The sequence below is a fragment of the Bacillus xiapuensis genome (genome assembly GCF_002797355.1).
Taxonomy (GTDB): domain Bacteria; phylum Bacillota; class Bacilli; order Bacillales; family Domibacillaceae; genus Bacillus_CE; species Bacillus_CE xiapuensis.
On the sequence record NZ_KZ454940.1, the window covers coordinates 597428 to 617696 of the forward strand.

Genomic DNA, 20269 nt, shown 5'->3' on the forward strand with positions numbered 1-20269 from the left:
CGGGCAGGTGACAAAGATGCTCTGACAGCAGCCTTTGTTCTGTTTTTCAATAGCGGAGAAGGAAAGAAACCCCGCTGCTTATATTTGCAGCAGCAAGCAAACGGAATAAAGGGATGCACAAAAGTCCCTCGCTGCATAAAAAAGCGCATAGCAGAAAGCAGCGCTTCCTGCTATGCAGCTTCTTCGCTAATTAAGTGCCGCAGTAGGTGACATAAGGAATTGTTGGATCTGGCACATCAGCATATTTCTCCTGTTCGGCTGTATGGGCATAGGGATCGGAAAGCACGCGCAGCAGCCGTTCCATCACACAATAATCGCCCCGCTCGACTGCCGCTTCCAGCGCTTCTTCCACGCGCTGATTTCGCGGAATCACCGCAGGATTACTGTTTTTCATCAGCTCGCGGGAGGATGGCTTTGACCGCTCCTGCCTCGCCTGCCAGCGTTCCCTCCACTGAACGAATTCCTCACTTTCAAACAGGCTGGAACCTTCCAGCCTATGGAAGGTCAACGCACGAAAGGTGTTCGTATAGTCTGCCCGATGCTTCTCCATCATATGCAGCAAATCCTGAATAAGCGCTTGATCCTCCCGCTCTTCATTGCTGATCCCAAGCTTCGCTCTCATTCCGGAAAGCCAATGAGCTTGATACAAATCCTGAAATGCGGATATCTCTGCCTGCGCCAGTTCGATCGCTTTCTCCTGCTCTTCATGCAGCAGCGGCAGCAGTGTTTCAGCAAAGCGCGCCAAATTCCATCCGGCGATCCCAGGCTGGTTGCCATAGGCATAGCGTCCCTGGATATCAATGGAACTGAACACGGTTTTGGGATCATACCTATCCATAAAGGCGCAAGGGCCATAATCTATCGTTTCTCCGCTGATGGTCATATTATCGGTATTCATCACACCGTGAACAAAACCGACGAGCTGCCATTTGGCAACCAGCTCTGCCTGCCGCTTAATCACCTCTCTCAGCAAGGAAAGATAACGGTTCTCATTTTTTTCAGCTTCCGGATAATGGCGCTTCAATGTGTAATCAGCCAGCGCCCGCAGATCTTCCTCCGTTCCCCAATGAGCGGCATACTGAAATGTGCCAACCCGCAAATGACTGGCGGCCACTCGGGTCAATACGGCACCGGGCAGCCCCGTTTCACGGTAGACCCTTTCCCCGGTCATCACCACCGCCAGACTGCGGGTCGTCGGAATCCCGAGGGCATGCATCGCTTCGCTGATGATGTATTCACGCAGCATCGGTCCAAGCGCCGCCCGGCCGTCTCCCCCGCGAGAGAATGGCGTTCTTCCCGCTCCTTTCAGCTGAATATCCACCCTGTCTCCTTGAGGAGAGACCTGCTCGCCTAATAGCACGGCACGGCCGTCCCCCAGCATAGTGAAATGGCCAAATTGATGTCCGGCATAGGCTTGCGCGAGCGGCTCCGCACCTTCCGGAATGATATTCCCGGCAAGCACACCCGCTCCCTCTTCACCCTGCAGCGCCTCTGCATGCAAGCCGAGAGAAGACGCCAGCGAATCATTTATCAAGACGAGCTTCGGCGAACGGACAGGCGCTGGATTAGTCCGTGAATAGAACACTCCCGGCAGACTGGCATAACTGTTATCGAAATTCCATCCAAATTCATTATTTTTGCTCATAGCTTCTCCTTTTTGATAATTTTAAGCCTTTTTCATTCATCCCGCATGTAAGCTCCCTCTTCCAAAATGAAACGGGAAAGCAAAAGCCTGATTGGAAGATCACAAGGCTCTTAAATGCCCATTGGTTCGGCTCAGCCCGATACAGAGGACAAACGTGCTTCCATTTTCATTCTTCTTTTCAGCAGCGCAGCGGGGGAGGAAAGAAACTCCGCTGCTTGCAAGGTCCCTTTATTGGCCAATGCTCTCCCCTTTTATCACAGTGCGTTGCCTCTGTCTGACTCTACCTGTTATTATACCCGCTGCGCGGAGGGCTACGCATCACCAGCAACTCGAAGCAGCTATTTCGGAAAATTTTTATCCAATTAAAAGAAGGCAGGTTTTACGCTTTTGATTAACCTGTGAATACTCACACTCACCACCCCTTCCCTGATCCAAATCGCTATCATCTATGCCTGGCACAGGGCAGATGCAAAGAATCCTGCTCCGTATGCACTTAAACTGATCTCGTCAGAACCTTCCCTCTTCCATACAGCCGCTGCTCCTCATTTGATCCGTCTGCCGCCTTTTTCCGCGTCAGCTGGCACGCCCTGTTCGAATTGAAATAGAGAATCGAATCCATCTCATCTTTCTCTTGAACCTCTAGTTACGTAAGCTCTTATAATGAAGCTATACCTTTAAGGGAGGGATTTGATTGAAAGAAGATCTTATGTACTCTATTGGAAAGTTTTCTGAAAAGACAGGGGTATCTATCCGGACCTTGCATTATTATGATGAGATCGGTCTCTTAGAACCGAAAAAGCATCCGACTTCCGGCCACCGCCTCTATACGCATCAGGATCTCCTCACTTTGCAAAAAATTTTAAGCCTGAAGTTTCTCGGATATGAATTGAATGACATTGCCGCGTTACTGCACGAATCAAGCTTTACCATGGATTTGAATGAAACGCTGCTCCTGCATTTACAGGCATTAGAAAGAGAAAAAGAACAGATTGAGCAATCCATCACCGCCATTAAAAGGGTTATTGCCTTACTGAAGGAGGAGGGAGAAGTGGACAGTGCTGTCTTGTTCTCCTTGCTTCACAGCATCCACACAGAAAAGGTTCAGAAAGAATGGATGCAAAAGCATATGCCGCCAGAGATAATCAAAAAGCTGGAAGTAAAATCGGAGGAAGAACGAATTTCCTTGGACCGAACCTTTATTCAATTAGCGAAGCAAGTCAAGCAATTATACGGAAGACCTGCCGAAGATCCAAAGGTTCAAGAAATGATTCAAACATATTTGCAAGCCTCCTTTGCTTATCTCGGCGAGGACTTAATAGAAAAGCTGGCGGAGATGAATGTGGAAGAATTGGACATCCAAGAGTGGGAAGAAATGACCCCTGTCCCGTTCACAGAGGATGAACAGCAGTGGCTCTATAAAGCGATCGGCTATCATATGAATAAACCCGAATAGATCCGGCCAATTCATAAGCGCTAGTTGGCAGCATGGCGGAAAACCTTTTCAACGAAAGGCGTTCCTTTTCAATTTAGGAAAAGGAAGTGTACCTGCAAACAGCGGGGGATGAAGACATCCCCCGCTGTTTGCTCTCCGTTCCATTGTCCTGCAGCAGCCCTTTCTCTTCCCTCTTATAAAGATTCTGCTTTCTTCATAAACTGTATCGTTTTCTTTAGCCCTTGGTCATAGGGTGTTTGCGGCAGCGGGCCGATTTCTTTTTCGTATGCTTCACCGGAAAGAATGACGGGCTGTTCATACAAATACATCATTTCCACCACTTCTTTCATTTCTTTGTTAAAGAGGGACAGAAGGCGAATCATCCCTTTATTTACTTGAAAAAAAGAATGTGAATGTCCAGTGATCTCCTCTAAAAGCGTTCGCAATTCATGACCGCTGATCGTTCCCGCTCCAGGAATGTTCCAGCATCTGCCGTAGGCTGTTTCATGGCGCGATAATTCGATAAGCGCCTTCGCGCCATCAGGGGTATAAATAAACTCTCGCTGCTTGGACATATCCCCTACATACACAGCTCTCTTATTCTGAATGCCATTTTTCAAGGTGGAATGCATAACTGTACTGATGGCGTTCGGCCCATAAAAGTCAGGAAAATGAGCGCGAACAGCAGGTATGCCAGATCGCGAAATAAGTTCTTCCGCCTGTAAGCGCAGGCGCCCCTTTTTCGTATGCGGCTGCTTTGGAGCCTTTTCATTGATCCTGCCTTCATGACCTTGTCCATAGGCATATATATTATCGGCAATCGCCAGCCTGCAATGCTGGCTCGCTGCCGTCTCAATGATATTTCTCGTCATCCGCTCCAAATGACTTTGCCACATAGGATACGGAATGTTCACCGCATGATAGATGACATCTGCTCCTTCAGCCGCTTGAAGCAAATCATCAAGCCGAAAGACATCTCCCGCTCTGACCTCCACATGAGGCATAGCGGAAAACAGAGCATCCAGCTTTTCTTTTGTTCTCGCAAAAGCGATCGTTTCTATCCCTTGCTTATTCAATTCTTCAACAATGGCATATCCCATTCCACCTGACGCGCCTGCGACCAAGGCTTTCTTCATCTGATCCACCTCCGAATTATTAACCACCGGTCAATAAAATCCCAAAAAAAATTAATCGTGCCGTATGGCTTTTAATAAAAATTTTACATGAGCTTGAGCCAGCTCCTCCACATCCGCCATCGTTTGTCCGCTGCGGCAGTACATAGTCACAAAGCCGTGAAGGCTAAGAAACAGCAGCCATGTGTCTTTCAGTGTAACTTGTCCCGGACACAGCTCTCTAATAGCAGCCGCAAACCGCTCATAGCTCGCATCTGGCGCATTTTCTGTATATCTTTTTAGCTCTTTGTCTTGAATTAAAAACATGATTTCATAATCGCTTTGATTCGTCATGCCGTACTCGATGAACCCGAGAAGCACGTTTTCCAGCTTTTCCTCAGCGGAAAGCGAAGAAGCCATAACCTCCTCAAGCATTTCATTCAGACTAGAAAAATTGGCTTCTACTAAGGCGAAAAATAGCGCTGCTTTGTTTTTAAAGTGGTAATAAATAGCTCCGTGACTATAATTTAATTTTTTGGCTATTTGACGCATGGAAGTGTGCCGATAGCCATTCTCTATAAATAAATCTCTGGCCGCCTCCATAATCATTTCCCGTGTTAATTCCTGTTCTACTGCTTTTCTTGGTGACATTTTCATAACCCTCTTTTATTGACCATTGGTTAATTACACTGTATCTCATCCTTCCCCGGTCGTCAAGTAAGAAGGGAAGAAATGACAGCCCATTTCACCATAAAATGGACCTCCAGTTCTTTCACCCCGCTGATGAAAAGGCAGCATCTTTGCCCCCTGCACCGTAACCGTACAGGCTCGAACGAAAGGATCGTCGCATAGACCACTCCATTGTCCTGCGGTAGCTTGCATGCGGAATAAATCTTAGCAGCGGTTTTCGGAGCAATGCTATATTCTGCACAAGCCTAAGCTCAGCATACGCGAATAACGCCGCATCTTTGAACTCCCCTGGGCAGCCTTAAGTGCAGGGATTTTAAATGATCATTGGGGAGAGCATAACAGAACATGCGGGCTTCACCCAGCTGCCCCGAGGCTTATGAGCCTGCACGCTCCCTTCCTTATAGACTAAGCGGCCTCGGCTGAAAGTGCCGACGACCCGGCACGGAAATGTATGGCCCATGTATAGGCTCTGCTTATGCTTGGCATAAAAGTTCTCTTCGGTCACTGAATGAGATTCTTCTAATGTGAAGATGGCCAGATCGGCGTCCATTCCTTCTGCAATCTTTCCTTTCCGCTTTGAAAGACCGAACCTTTCCGCCGGAGCGGATGCTGTCCATTTCGCAATGTTCTCCAGCGGAATATGATGCCGCATAGCTAGTTCAATCATCGACATGAATGAAAATTGTCCGCCGCTGATTCCGCCCCAAGCTTGAAATAGAGAGTGAACAGCCGGGTCTTTTAAGTCATAAGGGCAAGGGGAATGATCCGAAGCAATCATATCAAATTGATGACCGGCCAACAGAGAGAGTAATTTCTGCTGCTCTTCCCTTTTCCTTAGCGGCGGAGCGCATTTAGCGACCGGTCCCCGTTCCCTCAAAGATTGATGGTGAAACAGCAAATAATGCGGACAGGTTTCAACTGTGATATCCATTCCCTTTTGTTTGGACTCTTCAATTTTTTCTATGGCTTTCGCCGAGCTGATATGGACAAAGTGAAGCGGGCAGCCTGTAAGCTCTGCATAGTAAATCGCCCGTGCTACTGCTTCCGTTTCGGCAATGATTGGACGCGTTTCTAAATAATCATCCGCTCCGCCTCTGCCCTCCTTTTCCTTCTTTTCTGTCAGCCAGCTGGTTATGGCCGCACTTTCCGAGTGAAGAGCTAGAACTTTGTTCAGCTTCGCAATGATTTTCATGCCGCTTAATAATGTCTTGTCATCGACCGCCTTAAACTCTTCATTTCCTGTTGCGGAGAGAAACGCTTTAAAGCCTATCACACCTGACTCAGCGAGCCCTTCAAGCTCCTTTTCATTTCCGGGCACCATCCCGCCCCATAAGGCGAAATCAACAAAGGATTTTTCCTCTCCCAACGCCGCTTTTTGATGTAGCGCCTCTTGATTAATAATGGGAGGAATCCCGTTTAAGGGCATATCAAAATAAGTAGTGCATCCTCCTGCGGCCATCATCATTGACCCTGTATGGAACCCTTCCCAATGCTCTCTCCCCGGCTCATTGAAATGAACATGCACATCAATCATGCCCGGAAAAACATGTTGGTTCCTCGCATCCCATTGTAAGTCCGCTTCGCCTGTTAAGCCGCTTTTAATAACCGCAATTTTTCCATCCTTAATGCCAATGTCGGTTTCCGTTACTCCCGCAGGAAGAACGGCTTTCCCATTCTTAATGATGACATCGAAATGCCCCATGCCCATCTCCCCTTTCCATTCAACTTGCCTGCCGATTATTGAGAAACTTCAAACTTTCCACATTCCGCTTTCAGCAAAATCCGGCGCTTAGCTGAAGCCTATGCAAACGGAACGGCTTCTGATACGGGATTTTGCAAAGGCTTCAGCCCGCGAATACGGCATTCCGCGACATCCCCATCACGGATCACCGCAGATCCTGGTGTTCCGGTGATTAGCACATCACCGGGATGCAAGGTCATGATGCGCGAAAAAAACGACACAAGCCAATATGGCGGATACATCATATTGTCCACGACATTACAGTGGAGGACCTCTCCATTCAATACAGTCTCTACCGCAACATCCCCTAAGTGCGGAAATTCGTCCGCCGTTACCAAACACGGGCCAAAGCTAAAGAATGTATCAAAGCTTTTCGAGCGCTGCAAATAACGGGGATTCTTAGCGTGAATATCCTTTGCCGTCACATCTAACGCAGCCGTAAAACCAGCAACAGCACGGCGCGCCTCTTCTTCCCCCGCCTCTTTGCACGTCTCTCCAATAATGATGCCAAGCTCCGCTTCTGCCGTTACTCGACCGGCCTGAGAAGGCAGCATAACCGTCTCTTCCGGGCCAATTAAACTGGTGGCGGGCTTCATAAAAATCACCGGCTCTTCCTCCGGAGGCCTGCCGGACAGCTCCAGCGCCTTCTCCCTATAATTCATGCCGACACCGAGGATTTTTCCAGGATTGCGGTAAAGCGGTGCGTATGCTGCTTCCTCAGCCAAAAGGGAGGGGAGGTCCTTTAACCCCTGTTCTCCTTCTTTTTGATACCAGCTGTTTATCTCGGCTAATTGCTGTTTTTGCAGAATCTCATAAAGATCCTCAGCCCAGTTTTTTCCTTGCTGTTCATTAATCGTTTCCACCGCAAACATGCGGTTTCCGGAAATAATAGCTGCGGTTTCCTTGCCTTTTACTTTAACGGTTGCCAGTTTCATGCCGCTTCTCCTTTGTTCACTTATTTTCAAGCTTTCAAGCCTTCTCGGCTAAAAGGATGCATATGATCCTTCACTCTTGCCCTATCCTGTTTGTAAAAACTCATTCGCCCAGCGCAGCAGCTTCAAGTCTTGGCCGCGATTAGCGATAAGTGATAAGCCGACCGGAAGCCCCGTTGTCTCCGCTAAAGGAAGCGTCATCTGCGGCAAACCGGCTAAGCCGGCAATGCAGGAAAGCTGCATCACTTTGGAACGGTATTGTTCCGCTTCCTCTCCCTGCAAATGAAGAAGCGGGGCTGCACCGGGCGCCGTGGGAATCACCAGCAACCATCCTCTCCTAAAAGGCATGAAACCGATTGGCAGATCTGTTCCTTCAACTGGCGGTGAGCAATCCCTTCACTTGCTTTCAACGTACTTGCCCATTGAAATCTTTCCTTTATACCAGGTCCAAATGCCGGCTTTTCCTCTCGTATCCATTCGCCATGCTCATTCCAAGCTTCTAATCCCTGAATGATCCGAAAGGAAGCGGACCATCGAGCCAATCCCGCCTCGGAAAGCTCCTTCCATTCGCTGTGGCCAGCCGCCTCCTCTAAAGCAGGTATAAAAGCGCCCAAAGTTGCTTTCGTTTCGTAATCCAGCAACTTCCACGCCTCTTTTTCTAAAAATAATCTATTGAATTCCCCTTCCGGACTTTGGCCACTTAAGAGAAGGGAACCGACTGTAAGCATTAACTCCGGCTCTCTCGCCATCCAGCCGACCGTATCAAAACTTTTCGCCAACGGAATCACTCCTTCCGCCGCAACGGCCCCATGCGTCGGCCGAAATCCAAATATTCCGCAATAAGAAGAAGGGATGCGAACAGATCCTCCTGTATCGGTTCCTAGAGCAAAGTCTACTAGTCCTGAAGAAACTGCCACCGCTGAACCGCTGGAAGACCCGCCTGGAATCCGATCGGGCGCCTTCGGATTGACGGGCGTGCCATAATGAATATTCTCGCCATTCAAGCTGTACATCAGCTCATCTGTATGCGCCGTTCCCTTCAGCACCGCTCCTTGCTTCAGCAGACGGTCAATCACCGGTGCATGCCGGACGGCAGGGCCGTGTGTCCGCAGCCAATCTGGATTCCCGGCTCCGCTCGTGTAAGAGGCGATGGCAAATACATCTTTCACAGTAAAGGTTAAACCGTCTAATTGCCCTGTACCTGTTGGTTCAATGACCAAATCCTTGTTGGCTAATGCGTTCCACGTATCCTTCATTACAAGCCTCCTAAATGAACGTTTTTGTTTGGTCCAGCCGCCTGTACAGAATCAGCACCACCGCACTCTCAGGAGCGGTCCCGCTGCAGCGCCCTTGTTATCGGCACTGTACAGGAGCGAACGAACCGGATCTCCCGCTTGGGCTCTTGCTTCCCTGCCTCCATTCCTGAAGGGGGCTTACGGCAGCTTGCAGGCGGGATAAACAGCTTCATAAACATCCAGTGCAGCTTGCAGGCCTTGCCCCGTCTGAATGGTTGCTCCGTGGCGAAGCAGCACCGCTTCAAGAGCCGCCAGCACGAATAAAATATTTTCTTTTCGGCAGCTGTAGCCCATCGTACCGATTCGCCAAATCCTTCCGTGAAGCGGGCCAAATGAACTGGCAATCTCCACTCCAAACTGATTCAGCAGCATCTCTCTTACTGAATCTCCATCGATGCCGGCAGGGATATTCACGCACGTTACCATAGGCAGCTTCCACGAGACATCATTAAATAACGTTAAACCCATTGCCTTAAGCCCGTTCGTCAGGGCTTGTTCGTGGAAGCGATGTCTTTCCGCACGCTTTGCCAGCCCTTCCTGTAATACAATCCGCACCCCCTCACGCAATGCATAAAGCATAGATGTTGCTTCTGTATGGTGATTTAACCGTCTAGGCCCCCAATAGTCCTGCAGCTGGCTTAAGTCCAAGTAATTGCTGCAAATGGGGTGCTGCACATTGGACCGGTCTTGCTCCGTCGCCACGCCTCTTTCTACTTTTTTTCGAACGGACAGCACTTGTTCGATGCGCTCATTATACGTAATGGGCGCCATACCTGAAGGAATGGACAAGCACTTTTGCGTCCCGCCAATCACGGCATCCAGCTGCCATTCATCCACTTTCACTTCTGTTCCCCCAATAGTGGCGACCGCATCGACAATGCTTAACACATCCAGTTCCCGGCAAGCAGGCCCGATCCTGTCTAACGGCTGCATACAGCCTGTCGATGTTTCCCCATGAACAAGCGCAAGCACTTTTGGTTTGATCCTTTTTAATTCGTCTATAATCACCTGCTGGTCAAATACTTCTCCCCAAGGACATTCAATGGTGTGAATGTCCGCCCCATTACGCTCAGCAATTTCCGTTAGCAAATGGCCGAATCTCCCGTATATAGGAATCAACACTTTATCTCCCGGTGCTATTACGCTGCACAATACCGCCTCAATCCCCGCCCGCGATGTTCCGTCAACCGGAAAGGCCCATTGGTTTTTTGTGCGGAACACCTGGCGAAGCATTTCCATCGTTTCATTCATCATTTTCGTGAAAGCCGGATCAAATTGGCCGAGTATGGGCTGACTCAGCGCACGCAGCACTCTCGGATCCGCCTCTACAGGCCCCGGAGTCATAATCGTTCGCAATGGCGCATTTATTTCTTGATACGTTTTCATTGCTCGTTCCCCCCATCTTCATACGCTAATTGGTATAAAATCTTGATTAATAGCTGAATGCCTTTTTCTAAATCTTCTGTTCTTGTAAATTCATATGGTGAATGGCTAATCCCTTTGTGGCTCGGGACGAATAACAAAGAGGCCGGACAGAACTGGTCGAAAACCTGCGAGTCATGGCCGGCTCCGCTCGTCATTTTCTTAAATGGAATTTGTTCTCTTTTTAATATGGATTCTGAAATTTCAGTTAATCCTTTACACATTTTGACCGGCTTTTCATCCATCCACTTATCAATATGCAGCCGTGTACCATGCCTGCTTGCAACCGCAGCAAATTGCTTAAATATCTCCTCACAAAATTGGAACAGAACACACTCATCACTGTGGCGGATGTCGATACTAAAAACTGCTTTCCCCGGAATGACGTTTGCCGCATTTGGCTCTAGGTGAATTTGTCCAACTGTCGCAACAAGGTCAGGGGCCGTTTCCTTCGCCTGCTGCATGAGGAGCTGAATAAGCTCAGCTGCTGCATGCATGGCGTCTTTACGCCAGCCCATCGGTGTTGTGCCCGCATGGTTGCTTTCTCCCGCCACCGTGACGGTATACCTCCGCTGTCCCACAATATGGCTGACAACCCCAATGGATTTTCCTTCCCTCTCCAGCACCTCCCCTTGCTCAATATGCAGCTCAATAAAGCAATCGATGTCATTCCGCTTAGGGTCCGGATACTTTCCTTGGCCAAAGCCAGCTTGCTGCATGGCTTCCACAAAACGAATGCCTTCAGCATCCGCCAAATGCTGAGCCTTTTCCAATGATTTCATCCCCGTAATACTGCCGGATCCCCAATACGTCATCGGAAAGCGACTTCCTTCTTCTTCACATAACGAGACAACTTCTATATTCTTTTTGGGCAACCCATAATGCTCTTTTAAATATTGAACAGCTATTAGCCCAGCGATGATTCCGTATGCTCCATCATATTTCCCCCCATTAACAACCGTATCAATGTGGGAACCAGTTAAAATAGCGGAATCATGCCCCTGTCTGCCAGGCAATCTGCCAAATAAATTCCCCGCATCATCATAATAAGCATGAAGGCCAATCTCTTTCATCCGTTTCTCCACAGCCCGTTGCGCAAGCTGCCAATCCTTCGAATACAATGAGCGCGTAACGCCATTGCTTTCGTTCCTCCCAAACGAAGCCAGCCAGTCGACCAGCTCTTCAATTTGCTTATATAAGGCCATTGACTGTTCTGCACTGATGATCAAACAGATCCCCCCTGCTCTGTTACCTATATCCCATTCATTAATGTGACTTTTTGTAACATCATTTGTAATATATATTGATTTTAAAGTACATACTTGTTAAAATCATTGGCATAAATGTAGAATATTCTGTTAATTATTTGGTTATCTTAACTAAAATTTCACCACCCATAAGGAGAGGGGACACATGAAATTAAATGAATTATTGGAACTTCCCGTATTTAAAGGCACCGTCCTGCTTGCGGGAGAACAAAGCGCTGAATGTGAAGTAAACACCGTTAATATGATGGATGCTCCTGATATCATCCACTTCTTAAAGAGGAATGAATTACTGATCACCACCGCCTTCCATTTCAAGGATGACCTCGATTCATTGCTGCAGCTAATGAAAGAAATGGCGAAACACGGCTGTTCGGGATTAGGAATTAAAACAAAACGGTTTCTGCAAGAAATACCGGAAGCGGCAATATCGCTTGCAAATGAGCTCCGCTTTCCTCTTCTGGAAATCCCCGTCCACACTTCATTGGACGATATAGTGAACAAGTCCCTCAGCCATATTCTTGACCGGCGCACCAATGAACTTCATCACGCTATGAAAGTGCATCAGCAATTTACTAGTCAAATTATGAATGGTAAAGGGATCCGCAATCTCCTTGACAGTCTATCTTCTCTTATTCATCTTCCGGCTGTTCTGCTAAATCATCAATTGCAGCCAGCTGCAGAGCCTGTTCAACCCTGTTCGATTTATCAGGATATGGAAGATTTAGTTGCGGACGGTCTCCACTTTCATTTTCCGAAATCATCCATGTCCGCATTCTCATTTATCCGTAACACCCGGGAGACGGTTACCCTTTTTCCCGTTTATACACACCAGCAATGCAGCTATCTGTGCGTATTGGGATTCATCCCGCCGTCCGACCGCTCAACGATTCTAACTATTAAGCAGGCATCGAATGTCGTTGCTTTTGAATTAATGAAAGAAAATGCCTTAAAGCAAAATGCAAGGCGGACTCAAAATGAATTTTTTCATAACTTGATCAACGGGACCTTTACCACCGCTGAAGAAATCGCAAGCCGCGGAAAAGAATTCGGCTTGTTAAATGACAGCCGCTATGTTTGCGCAGTCGGCCAAATCGGGGACCGCAACCAAAACGTTTCGTTTGCACGGCACCAGTCTGAGCACGAGCTGATTTACAATACAATTGAGTCGGAAATGCAGCGTTACCCCCATAAAATTCATTTATTCACCTTGAATCATATGTACATCCTGCTGCTTCAGGCGAAAGACAACTGGAAAGAAACAGACGAAACCTTCCTCTCTTTTTTACAGGACATACAAGCGAAGATCTTCACTCACTTCCAAAAGGATCTCTCATTCGGCATCAGCAATTTCGCCCAGCAGCTGATCCACGTTCCCGCCTCCTGCAAAGAAGCAACCGACACGCTGCACTTTGGGCATCTATCTGGAAAGAAACGATTTATTGAATGCTACCAGCCTAAGGAAGTGCCGGAGATTTTACGCATGGTTCCCTGCGATCAATTGGAAAAGTTTTGCACAAACACTTTCCAGCCCTTTGCCCGCGTGCCGAAGAAAGACCAGCAAACACTGCTCCAAACTTTGTCCGTTTATTTAGAAACGCATTGCCAGCTGTCCGAAACAGCCAACCGATTATTTGTACACCGCAATACGGTCATCTACCGTTTAGAGAAGTGCGAGGACATCCTCGGAAGAAGCTTGAAAGAACCGGATGAAACACTGCGCCTGCGCCTCGCTTTCAGAGTCAAAGCATTACTTCAGGGAAGCAGCCCACTTTCTTAAAAACAAGACGTGCCGGCAACGTTATATATACATTTTGCCGCAGCAATCCAGTCAAACAGCCCCAAGGGGAATGTTTGACTTTTTCTTTTTTCACAAGGTCCAGCTCCATACCCCAAAAGAAGGCACTCTTTTCCCCCTGCTCACTTTTAGTTAAATAGCACAAATAGATATCAAAAAATTCACACTTCTTCTAATGACTTTGAAACGAAGATGACATACACTTTATCTATGTTAGATTTTCTAACATTTAAAGTAATAAAAACTTACACGAAGGAGCTGATCAGTGCGCTTATGATTTTATTGATTCACCGTAGAACAAAGCCCGCTACTATGCAAGTGCGGAGGAAGCATTCCGACCGATTCCATTTGAACTTTTTTAAGAGAACAGCGAGTGAGCAAAATGAATTCTGCTTTTAAAAAGCAATAATCGCAGCTCTATAACGGAATGAACCGAGAAATATATAGCATGAGGAATCAGGAGGCAAGCGAAAGAAACTTTGAATTAACCTCATCGTTCGATGGCTCCTTATCTAAAGAATACAAACGCCGGCTCAAAGAGCATTTTGAGAAGCAATTCAAATCGTACCTGATGGCTATTTAAAGATGATGACCTTCAAAATAAACACCCTTGTACCGTGATTTAACTCGACCGGCCTCTTAGTCTTGACCAGATGATTCAGCATTTTTTCTTCACAGACTGAAGAGCTTGGATTTCGTTTATCGTGATTTGTTAGAGAGCACGCAAGAAGAGATTCAAGACCAAACAGCGGGGGAAAGGTTTCCTCAATTAAAGAAGATAAAGGGGGAATACAGATGAATTCAACCGTATTATCGTTAGGATTTCAGCACGTCATGGCCATGTATGCGGGAGCTATTCTTGTACCGCTCCTTGTCGGCAGAGCACTGGGTCTTAATCCGGAGCAGCTGTCCTACTTGGTCGCGATCGACTTATTAACTTGCGGTATCGCTACGTTATTGCAAGCGTGGAAAAATAAGTACTTTGGGATTGGACTTCCCGTTGTATTAGGCGCTTCGTTTGTCGCATTGCCGCCGATGATCGCTATCGGATCGCAGCATGGAATTTCCGCCATTTACGGATCCATTATAGCCGCCGGACTGTTTATTTTCTTATTTGCCCGCTATCTTGGAAAGCTTGTAAGGTTCTTTCCTCCTGTTGTCACAGGCACGGTTGTCGTCATCATTGGACTGTCACTAATTCCCTCAGGCATCCGTAACATGGCAGGCGGTGCGGGAAAACCGGACTTCGGCAGCCTAGAGAACTTAATGTTATCGATGAGCGTGATTGCAGTCATCCTTATTATCAATCGCTTCTTTAAAGGATTTGCCCGCGCGCTTTCCGTGCTCTTAGGAATCATTATCGGGACCGTGCTGGCGGCAATGATGGGGAGAATCCGTTTTCATGAGGTAGCAGAAGCTTCATGGTTCCACATCCCCCGCCCGTTCTATTTCGGTGCTCCCTCCTTTGAGCTCGGCCCGATTCTAACGATGTTAATCGTCGGACTGGTCATTGTCGTGGAATCAACCGGTGTATTTTTGGCCTTAGGGAAAATTTGCAACCGCCCCCTTACCCGGGAAGACCTTGCCCGAGGATACCGGGCAGAAGGCTTGGCGATCATCTTAGGCGGGATTTTTAACGCCTTCCCTTATAACACCTTTGCACAAAACGTAGGGCTAGTTCAATTATCCCGAAACAAATCTACGAATGTGGTCGTTGCTGCCGGGATCATCCTCGTTCTTCTTGGTTTAGTTCCTAAAATTGCGGCTCTTGCGACCATTATTCCTGCCCCCGTTCTTGGCGGCGCCACGGTTATATTGTTTGGCATGGTCGTGTCTTCAGGAATTAAAATGCTGAGCTCAGTAGATTTCAGCAACCAGCACAACGCGCTCATTATCGCTTGCTCGATTTCTCTGGGACTTGGAGCCACGGTCGTCCCTGAACTATTTAGTCAATTGCCCGCTGGATTGAAAATCATCGTGAGCGACGGGGTAATTACCGGCAGTTTAACGGCCGTCTTTATGAATCTGTTTTTTAACTTTCGCTCTATGTCTCCTCCTGCCCTTGCGCATGAAGAAACAGAGACAGCCCATGTTTCTTAAACGAATGCGCAAGCGCCCGCCTAGCGGCATATAAGCTGGAGCGCCTCAAATGAGGTACAGCAGGCAGCACGGCGAGTGAGCAAACCGGTGCTGTCTTATCGCAGTAACAATTCAGGCCCTGCACGATGCAGAGCGCAGCCTTTGTTCTTCTTTTCAAAAGCGGAAAAGAAAAGAAACCTCCGCGGTTTGAAGATTCAATTTATATTGGCTTAACAGTTAAAAAAAGGAGCGGCGATCCATGATTCCGATGAAAGCTTTAAATGAAATGCCACTGTCTGAGTTTGTCGAAAGGTTAAAGGATATATGCGAACACTCTCCCTGGGTCATGGAAAGATCAGCAGCATTTCGGCCATTTCATTCCCGGGAGAGCCTATGTGAACAAATCATCACCGTCATTCAAACAGCGAGTGAAGAAGAAAAGCGGAAGATCATCCAAGCCCACCCCCATCTCGGGACGCGGCAGCCGATCAGTACGCTTTCCCAAAGCGAACAAAAAGGAGCGGGGCTGAGCCAGCTGTCAGACACAGAATATGAGCGGCTGCTGGATATGAATAAAACGTACGTTCAGCAGTTCGGATTCCCCTTTATTTTGGCTGTTCGCGGAAAGAACAAAGAGGATATTTTTCAAGCGATGCAAAACCGATTGAAAAATTCAAAAGAGCAAGAATTTACTCAGGCCTTATCAGAAATCTATCAAATTATTCGGCTGAGAATCGAAGATCAAATTGCGTAAAGAGGTGTAAAGAGATGAAGGGACTGACTACCCATATTTTGGACTTAACCCATGGCCAGCCTGCTTCAGGGGTGGATATTGAGCTCTACCGTTTGGAAGGAGCCGGCAAGCATTTACTGCACACTGCCGCCACTAACACGGATGGGCGGCTGGATAATCCACTTCTCCCTTTCGATAACATGCGGACTGGAGAGTATGAACTGCTGTTTTATATAGGAGATTATTTCAGGAAGAAAGGGGTGCCTCTATCAAATCCAGCCTTTCTCGATAAGGTATCCGTGCGAATCGGCCTTGATGGCCGCTCGCCCCGTTATCATGTCCCGTTGCTCATTTCTCCATGGGGCTATCAAGTCTACCGGGGCAGCTAATCCGCCTTGATTCAATTCATCTCATCCTAAGTTGAAAGGAATGGTTACTATGAGCTTAGAAGCTTTAAATAAACAAGTAAAAACCGATCTTTCTTATCTCACATTCGGCAAAAATGACTGGGTGCGGCCGCTTTGCCATCCCGAGGGTCATGTGTATGACGCCGTTATCATCGGAGGCGGCCAATGCGGCTTAGGGATTACTTTCGGCCTTTTGCGTGAACGAATTTCCAATATTCTTGTTATCGATGAAAATCCTGAAGGGCAGGAAGGGCCATGGACCACGTACGCCCGAATGATGACATTACGCACACCTAAGGATTTAACCTCTATTGACCTTGGTATTCCATCGCTTACATTTCGCTCTTGGTGGGAAGCTCAATTCGGATCAAAAAGCTGGGAAGAGATGGTGAAAATCCCAAGGGGCGAGTGGATGAACTATCTGCGCTGGTATCGGAAGGTGCTTAACTTGCCGGTTATAAACGAGGTAAAGCTGAAGCTCATACAGCCGCTCGAAGAAGGGATATACCGCCTGCATATCGAGGGAGCCGGCGCTCCTTCCAGCACTTTACTGGCCCGCAAAGTGATTTTAGCCACCGGCATTCAAGGGGGTGGCGAGTGGCATGTCCCGCCTATGATTACCGAAAAGCTGCCACACAGCCTCTATGCCCACACTTCTGAAGATATCCATTTCAAAGCGCTGAAGGGCAAGCGAATCGCTGTTTTGGGAGGCGGCGCCTCAGCTTTTGACAATACCAACTTTGCTTTATCAGAAGGGGCGGCTGAAGTTCATGTATTTGTCCGCCGCCAAAAGCTTCCGCGCATAAACCCAATCCGCCAAATGGAGGATTCTGGGCTGATTGAGCATTTCAATGTGCTATCCGACGCTGATAAATATGCCGTGATTGCCCATTTCTTTAAGCATAATCAGCCGCCTACCAATGACACCTTTCAGCGCGCAGCCGCCTGGCCCGGCTTTCACCTGCATTTAGGCGCACCTTGGCTGAATGTGGAGCCCGAAGAAGAAGGCGCAGCAGTCACCACGCCGCAAGGCCGATTTAAGTTTGACTTTCTAATTATTAGCACGGGTCTCGTCACCGATCCGGCATTGCGCCCGGAGCTGAAGCTTATCGAAAGCTATATTGCCCGCTGGGGAGACCGCTACAAGGCGCCGGCCGGGATATCGAATCCTTTGCTCGATGCCCACCCTTATCTCAGCGCTGGCTTTGCTTTCACAAGCCGTTATGAAAGACATGAGAAGCATCTGTATGGGCTGTTTGCTTTTAATTATTCCGCTTTAGTCAGCTGCGGCATTTCCGCCTCCGGGCTTTCCGGCTTGAAATTTGGAATTCCCAGACTGGTATCCGCCGTCGCGGGTCAGTTCTTCCTTGATAACCGCAAAGAAATACTGCAGGACTTCTACACTTATAACGAAGCAGAATTTACGGGAGAATGGACAAAAAAGCGCGTCCTGCATGGCTAAAGCAGCCGGTGTGTTTCGGCATCTTGCCTTAACGCACCGGCTTTCTTCTTGATTGGCCCATCCATTGGCACACGCTGCGGCAATCGATTAACAGATCGCCTTTCTGCTTTGTCTTATCTGAAAGGAAAACGACTCATAGATACAGCTCCACAGTCGTTTACTGAAACCAGCCAATACAGACTTTCATACCCCTCGCATCCTATCCAAAAAAAGCGGCAAAGGGGTCCTGTCTTCATAAAAGCCTAATTTAGATGTTCATTTGTCAGGAGAAGTTCAGACAGGGATCAAAATCCAAAGGGGCAATCTTCATATGCTTCCTTCTGTTAATGGGCTCCGACTGTTCCTTTTTCCTTTTTGCGATGGTGTTCGGCTATCCATAACGGGCATTGGGAGGGAAAAGCTGCTCTAGGAGCATGTCCAACTTTTGCCGCCCCTTTATTCTCGTGCTGCTGTTCATCTGAGCATTTCACACACCCCTCCGCCGTAACGTTTGTTTGTTTTCGAAAAATTCTTAAAATTAAACAGCCTTTTTTTTAAACATGTTACATTCAAAATGCAGCAAGCAAAATAAGAAGAGGAAGGAAGAAAAAATAGTGAAACATAAAGTCGAAACATTGCCACAGCATCGTATTGCCTATATGCGGCGGGTTGGTCAATATGGTCCCGCCAATATCGAAGTAATGGAGAAGCTAAAAAAATGGGCTAAGGAGAAAGGCCTTCTTGAATCTGGCACTCTATTTGCCATTCCGCAAGACAACCCAAAAACCACGATCCCTGATAACTGCAGATTTGATGCTTGCATTGTTATTCCTAATGATTATCAAGTCAATGATTCCGTTTTGGAAGGGGAGCTTTCTGGCGGAAAATATCTTATTTATGAAGTGAAACATACCGCAGAGGACATTCAAAAAGCATACTCAGATATTTTTCAAGCCCTGCAGAACCAAGAATATGAAATGGATAATAAACCCATTATGGAAAAATACACAGGAGATATAATTAGCAGCCCTTACTGTGAAGTATGTGTCCCTGTTACAGCGTAAAGCCGATGTGCAGGGAAATTCGCTGGCCGGCTGCTTCATTATTCTTCGATCTTTATGGCATAGCGCCCGCTGAAAACTTCCAATAAGATGACTTAAAAGCGCTCTAAAGAACCTTCATATTGAATGTTTTTATCACACAAAACGAATGGATTCTATAAATGACTATTGTCAGCAGCGGATAAAGAAACGGCCTGCTATCAAGGCCTATCAGCAGAACTTGAGGGAAGTCCCTTGACCTTGCCGTATGTGAATAGAGGAAAACTCTGTTCACTTATGACAAGGCGAACAAGCAAAGCGCCTTAGCTTGATCATATAAAGATCTACCAATCCTAATTTATAGTGTCTCATTACCAGTCGAAAAGCCCCCGCTTCAAGAGCCGTAAAATTCGCTAAGCGGCGGGGAGTTCACACCTTCTCTTTTGCAATGCTGGGCAAATGCTCTTTCTTATCTTCTAAAGCAAATAACAATTCTGCTTTTTTAAGATAAACGCATGCTTCTTCATTATGCTGGTCAATCATCAATAGCTGCCCAATCAATTGACAAAGCTCTCCCCTATAATAGATTAATTGATTGGCTTCTAAATAATAAAGAACCGTGTAACATAATTCCAGCGCTTCATCGTAGTTCTTCAAATAATACAAGGTAAGGGCAAAATAATAGATGGTTCTTGGATACAGCGTGAAGTCTTCTGTTTGAAAAGGTTTGGCTGATACCATCTGATAAGCCTTATTCAAAAAGCGGCGTGCATCCTTAAATTGATTGAGCTCGAGGTGAATCTGGCCTAGAGTATTTAAAATATCAATATCAATATCGTTTATACAAGAATTCTCTTCCACTAGCTTTTCAAGCAATTTCTTCGCTTCTATAAGCTTTCCCTCTCGTTTATGCATTATAATTGCCGTGTACCAGGAAGAGTATTTTAATAGCATTTTTCTGGACGGGCAGGATGAACCCCGTTTCCTGATAATATGGTTCAGTTCTTCTATGGCTAATTCCAACGCCATAAAGTCATGATAATAGATTAACTCCCTGCATAATGATTTTATGGCATCCAGCTCCTCATCTTTTTCAAGCAGAAGATATTCTATTTGAATATCCAGCCTTTCGACAAGTGCATATACAATATCCAGCCGCGGGACATGCATGTTTTTTCTATACGAAAAATTGTGGATTCATCACACAGGTTTTCGCTCAGTTGCTTTCTGGTCAAAC

The 20269-nt window shown here is 47.1% G+C and carries 15 protein-coding genes and 1 pseudogene; 7 read left to right on the top strand and 9 right to left on the bottom strand.

The window, feature by feature from the left end; translation table 11 throughout:
* Positions 1-190 precede the first annotated feature (190 nt).
* Positions 191-1645, bottom strand: a complete 1455-nt coding sequence (locus CEF20_RS14585; RefSeq protein WP_100332599.1) for a protein adenylyltransferase SelO — start codon at positions 1643-1645, stop codon at positions 191-193.
* A 691-nt stretch (positions 1646-2336) separates the two neighbouring features.
* Here CEF20_RS14585 and CEF20_RS14590 point away from each other — a divergent pair.
* Entirely contained in the window at positions 2337-3098 is a 762-nt protein-coding gene (locus CEF20_RS14590; RefSeq protein WP_198508541.1) for a MerR family transcriptional regulator, read from the top strand.
* A gap of 173 nt (positions 3099-3271) precedes the next feature.
* Here CEF20_RS14590 and CEF20_RS14595 read toward each other — a convergent pair whose 3' ends face one another.
* The 7 genes and pseudogenes from CEF20_RS14595 to allC all read right to left on the bottom strand — a co-directional run bounded on the left by CEF20_RS14595 (position 3272) and on the right by allC (position 11498).
* Positions 3272-4213 carry an SDR family NAD(P)-dependent oxidoreductase gene (locus tag CEF20_RS14595; protein ID WP_100332600.1) on the bottom strand — a complete coding sequence of 314 codons (942 nt, stop codon included), beginning with the start codon at positions 4211-4213 and terminating at the stop codon, positions 3272-3274.
* A 51-nt stretch (positions 4214-4264) separates the two neighbouring features.
* Positions 4265-4840: a TetR/AcrR family transcriptional regulator gene (locus CEF20_RS14600; RefSeq protein ID WP_100332601.1), complete on the bottom strand. Its 576-nt coding sequence runs from the start codon at positions 4838-4840 to the stop codon at positions 4265-4267.
* Positions 4841-5192: 352 nt separating this feature from the next.
* Positions 5193-6581, bottom strand: coding sequence for an allantoinase (locus tag CEF20_RS14605; protein WP_100332602.1), 1389 nt, complete (start codon positions 6579-6581; stop codon positions 5193-5195).
* A gap of 98 nt (positions 6582-6679) precedes the next feature.
* A complete protein-coding gene (locus tag CEF20_RS14610) occupies positions 6680-7555 on the bottom strand; it encodes a fumarylacetoacetate hydrolase family protein (RefSeq protein ID WP_100332603.1) in 876 nt (291 codons plus the stop codon).
* 81 nt (positions 7556-7636) lie between these two features.
* A pseudogene (locus CEF20_RS14615) lies at positions 7637-8808 on the bottom strand (amidase).
* 177 nt (positions 8809-8985) lie between these two features.
* Entirely contained in the window at positions 8986-10233 is a 1248-nt protein-coding gene (locus CEF20_RS14620) for a pyridoxal-phosphate-dependent aminotransferase family protein (protein WP_100332604.1), read from the bottom strand.
* Positions 10230-11498 (bottom strand): allantoate deiminase, encoded by a 1269-nt coding sequence (allC, locus tag CEF20_RS14625; RefSeq protein ID WP_232713548.1) that lies wholly within the window; start codon positions 11496-11498, stop codon positions 10230-10232. Before allC ends, CEF20_RS14620 begins: the two co-directional genes overlap by 4 nt.
* Positions 11499-11682: 184 nt before the next feature.
* Here allC and CEF20_RS14630 point away from each other — a divergent pair, with 184 nt between their 5' ends.
* The 6 genes from CEF20_RS14630 to CEF20_RS14655 all read left to right on the top strand — a co-directional run bounded on the left by CEF20_RS14630 (position 11683) and on the right by CEF20_RS14655 (position 19056).
* The gene (locus CEF20_RS14630) at positions 11683-13314 is read left to right on the top strand and encodes a PucR family transcriptional regulator (RefSeq protein WP_100332605.1); all 1632 of its coding nucleotides are present in this window, start codon (positions 11683-11685) and stop codon (positions 13312-13314) included.
* Between the two features lie 813 nt (positions 13315-14127).
* On the top strand, positions 14128-15432 hold the full coding sequence (locus CEF20_RS14635; RefSeq protein WP_100332606.1) for a nucleobase:cation symporter-2 family protein: 1305 nt from the start codon (positions 14128-14130) through the stop codon (positions 15430-15432).
* 238 nt (positions 15433-15670) lie between these two features.
* On the top strand, positions 15671-16165 hold the full coding sequence (gene uraD, locus CEF20_RS14640; protein ID WP_100332607.1) for a 2-oxo-4-hydroxy-4-carboxy-5-ureidoimidazoline decarboxylase: 495 nt from the start codon (positions 15671-15673) through the stop codon (positions 16163-16165).
* A 14-nt stretch (positions 16166-16179) separates the two neighbouring features.
* Positions 16180-16533: a hydroxyisourate hydrolase gene (gene uraH, locus CEF20_RS14645; RefSeq protein WP_100332608.1), complete on the top strand. Its 354-nt coding sequence runs from the start codon at positions 16180-16182 to the stop codon at positions 16531-16533.
* A 49-nt stretch (positions 16534-16582) separates the two neighbouring features.
* Positions 16583-18013, top strand: a complete 1431-nt coding sequence (locus CEF20_RS14650; RefSeq protein WP_100332609.1) for an NAD(P)-binding domain-containing protein — start codon at positions 16583-16585, stop codon at positions 18011-18013.
* 593 nt (positions 18014-18606) lie between these two features.
* Complete coding sequence (locus CEF20_RS14655) at positions 18607-19056, top strand: AraC family transcriptional regulator (RefSeq protein WP_100332610.1); 450 nt, start codon at positions 18607-18609, stop codon at positions 19054-19056.
* A 405-nt stretch (positions 19057-19461) separates the two neighbouring features.
* On the opposite strand, the gene CEF20_RS14660 is transcribed toward CEF20_RS14655, so the two are convergent.
* Positions 19462-20202, bottom strand: coding sequence for a tetratricopeptide repeat protein (locus CEF20_RS14660; RefSeq protein ID WP_100332611.1), 741 nt, complete (start codon positions 20200-20202; stop codon positions 19462-19464).
* Positions 20203-20269 lie beyond the last annotated feature (67 nt).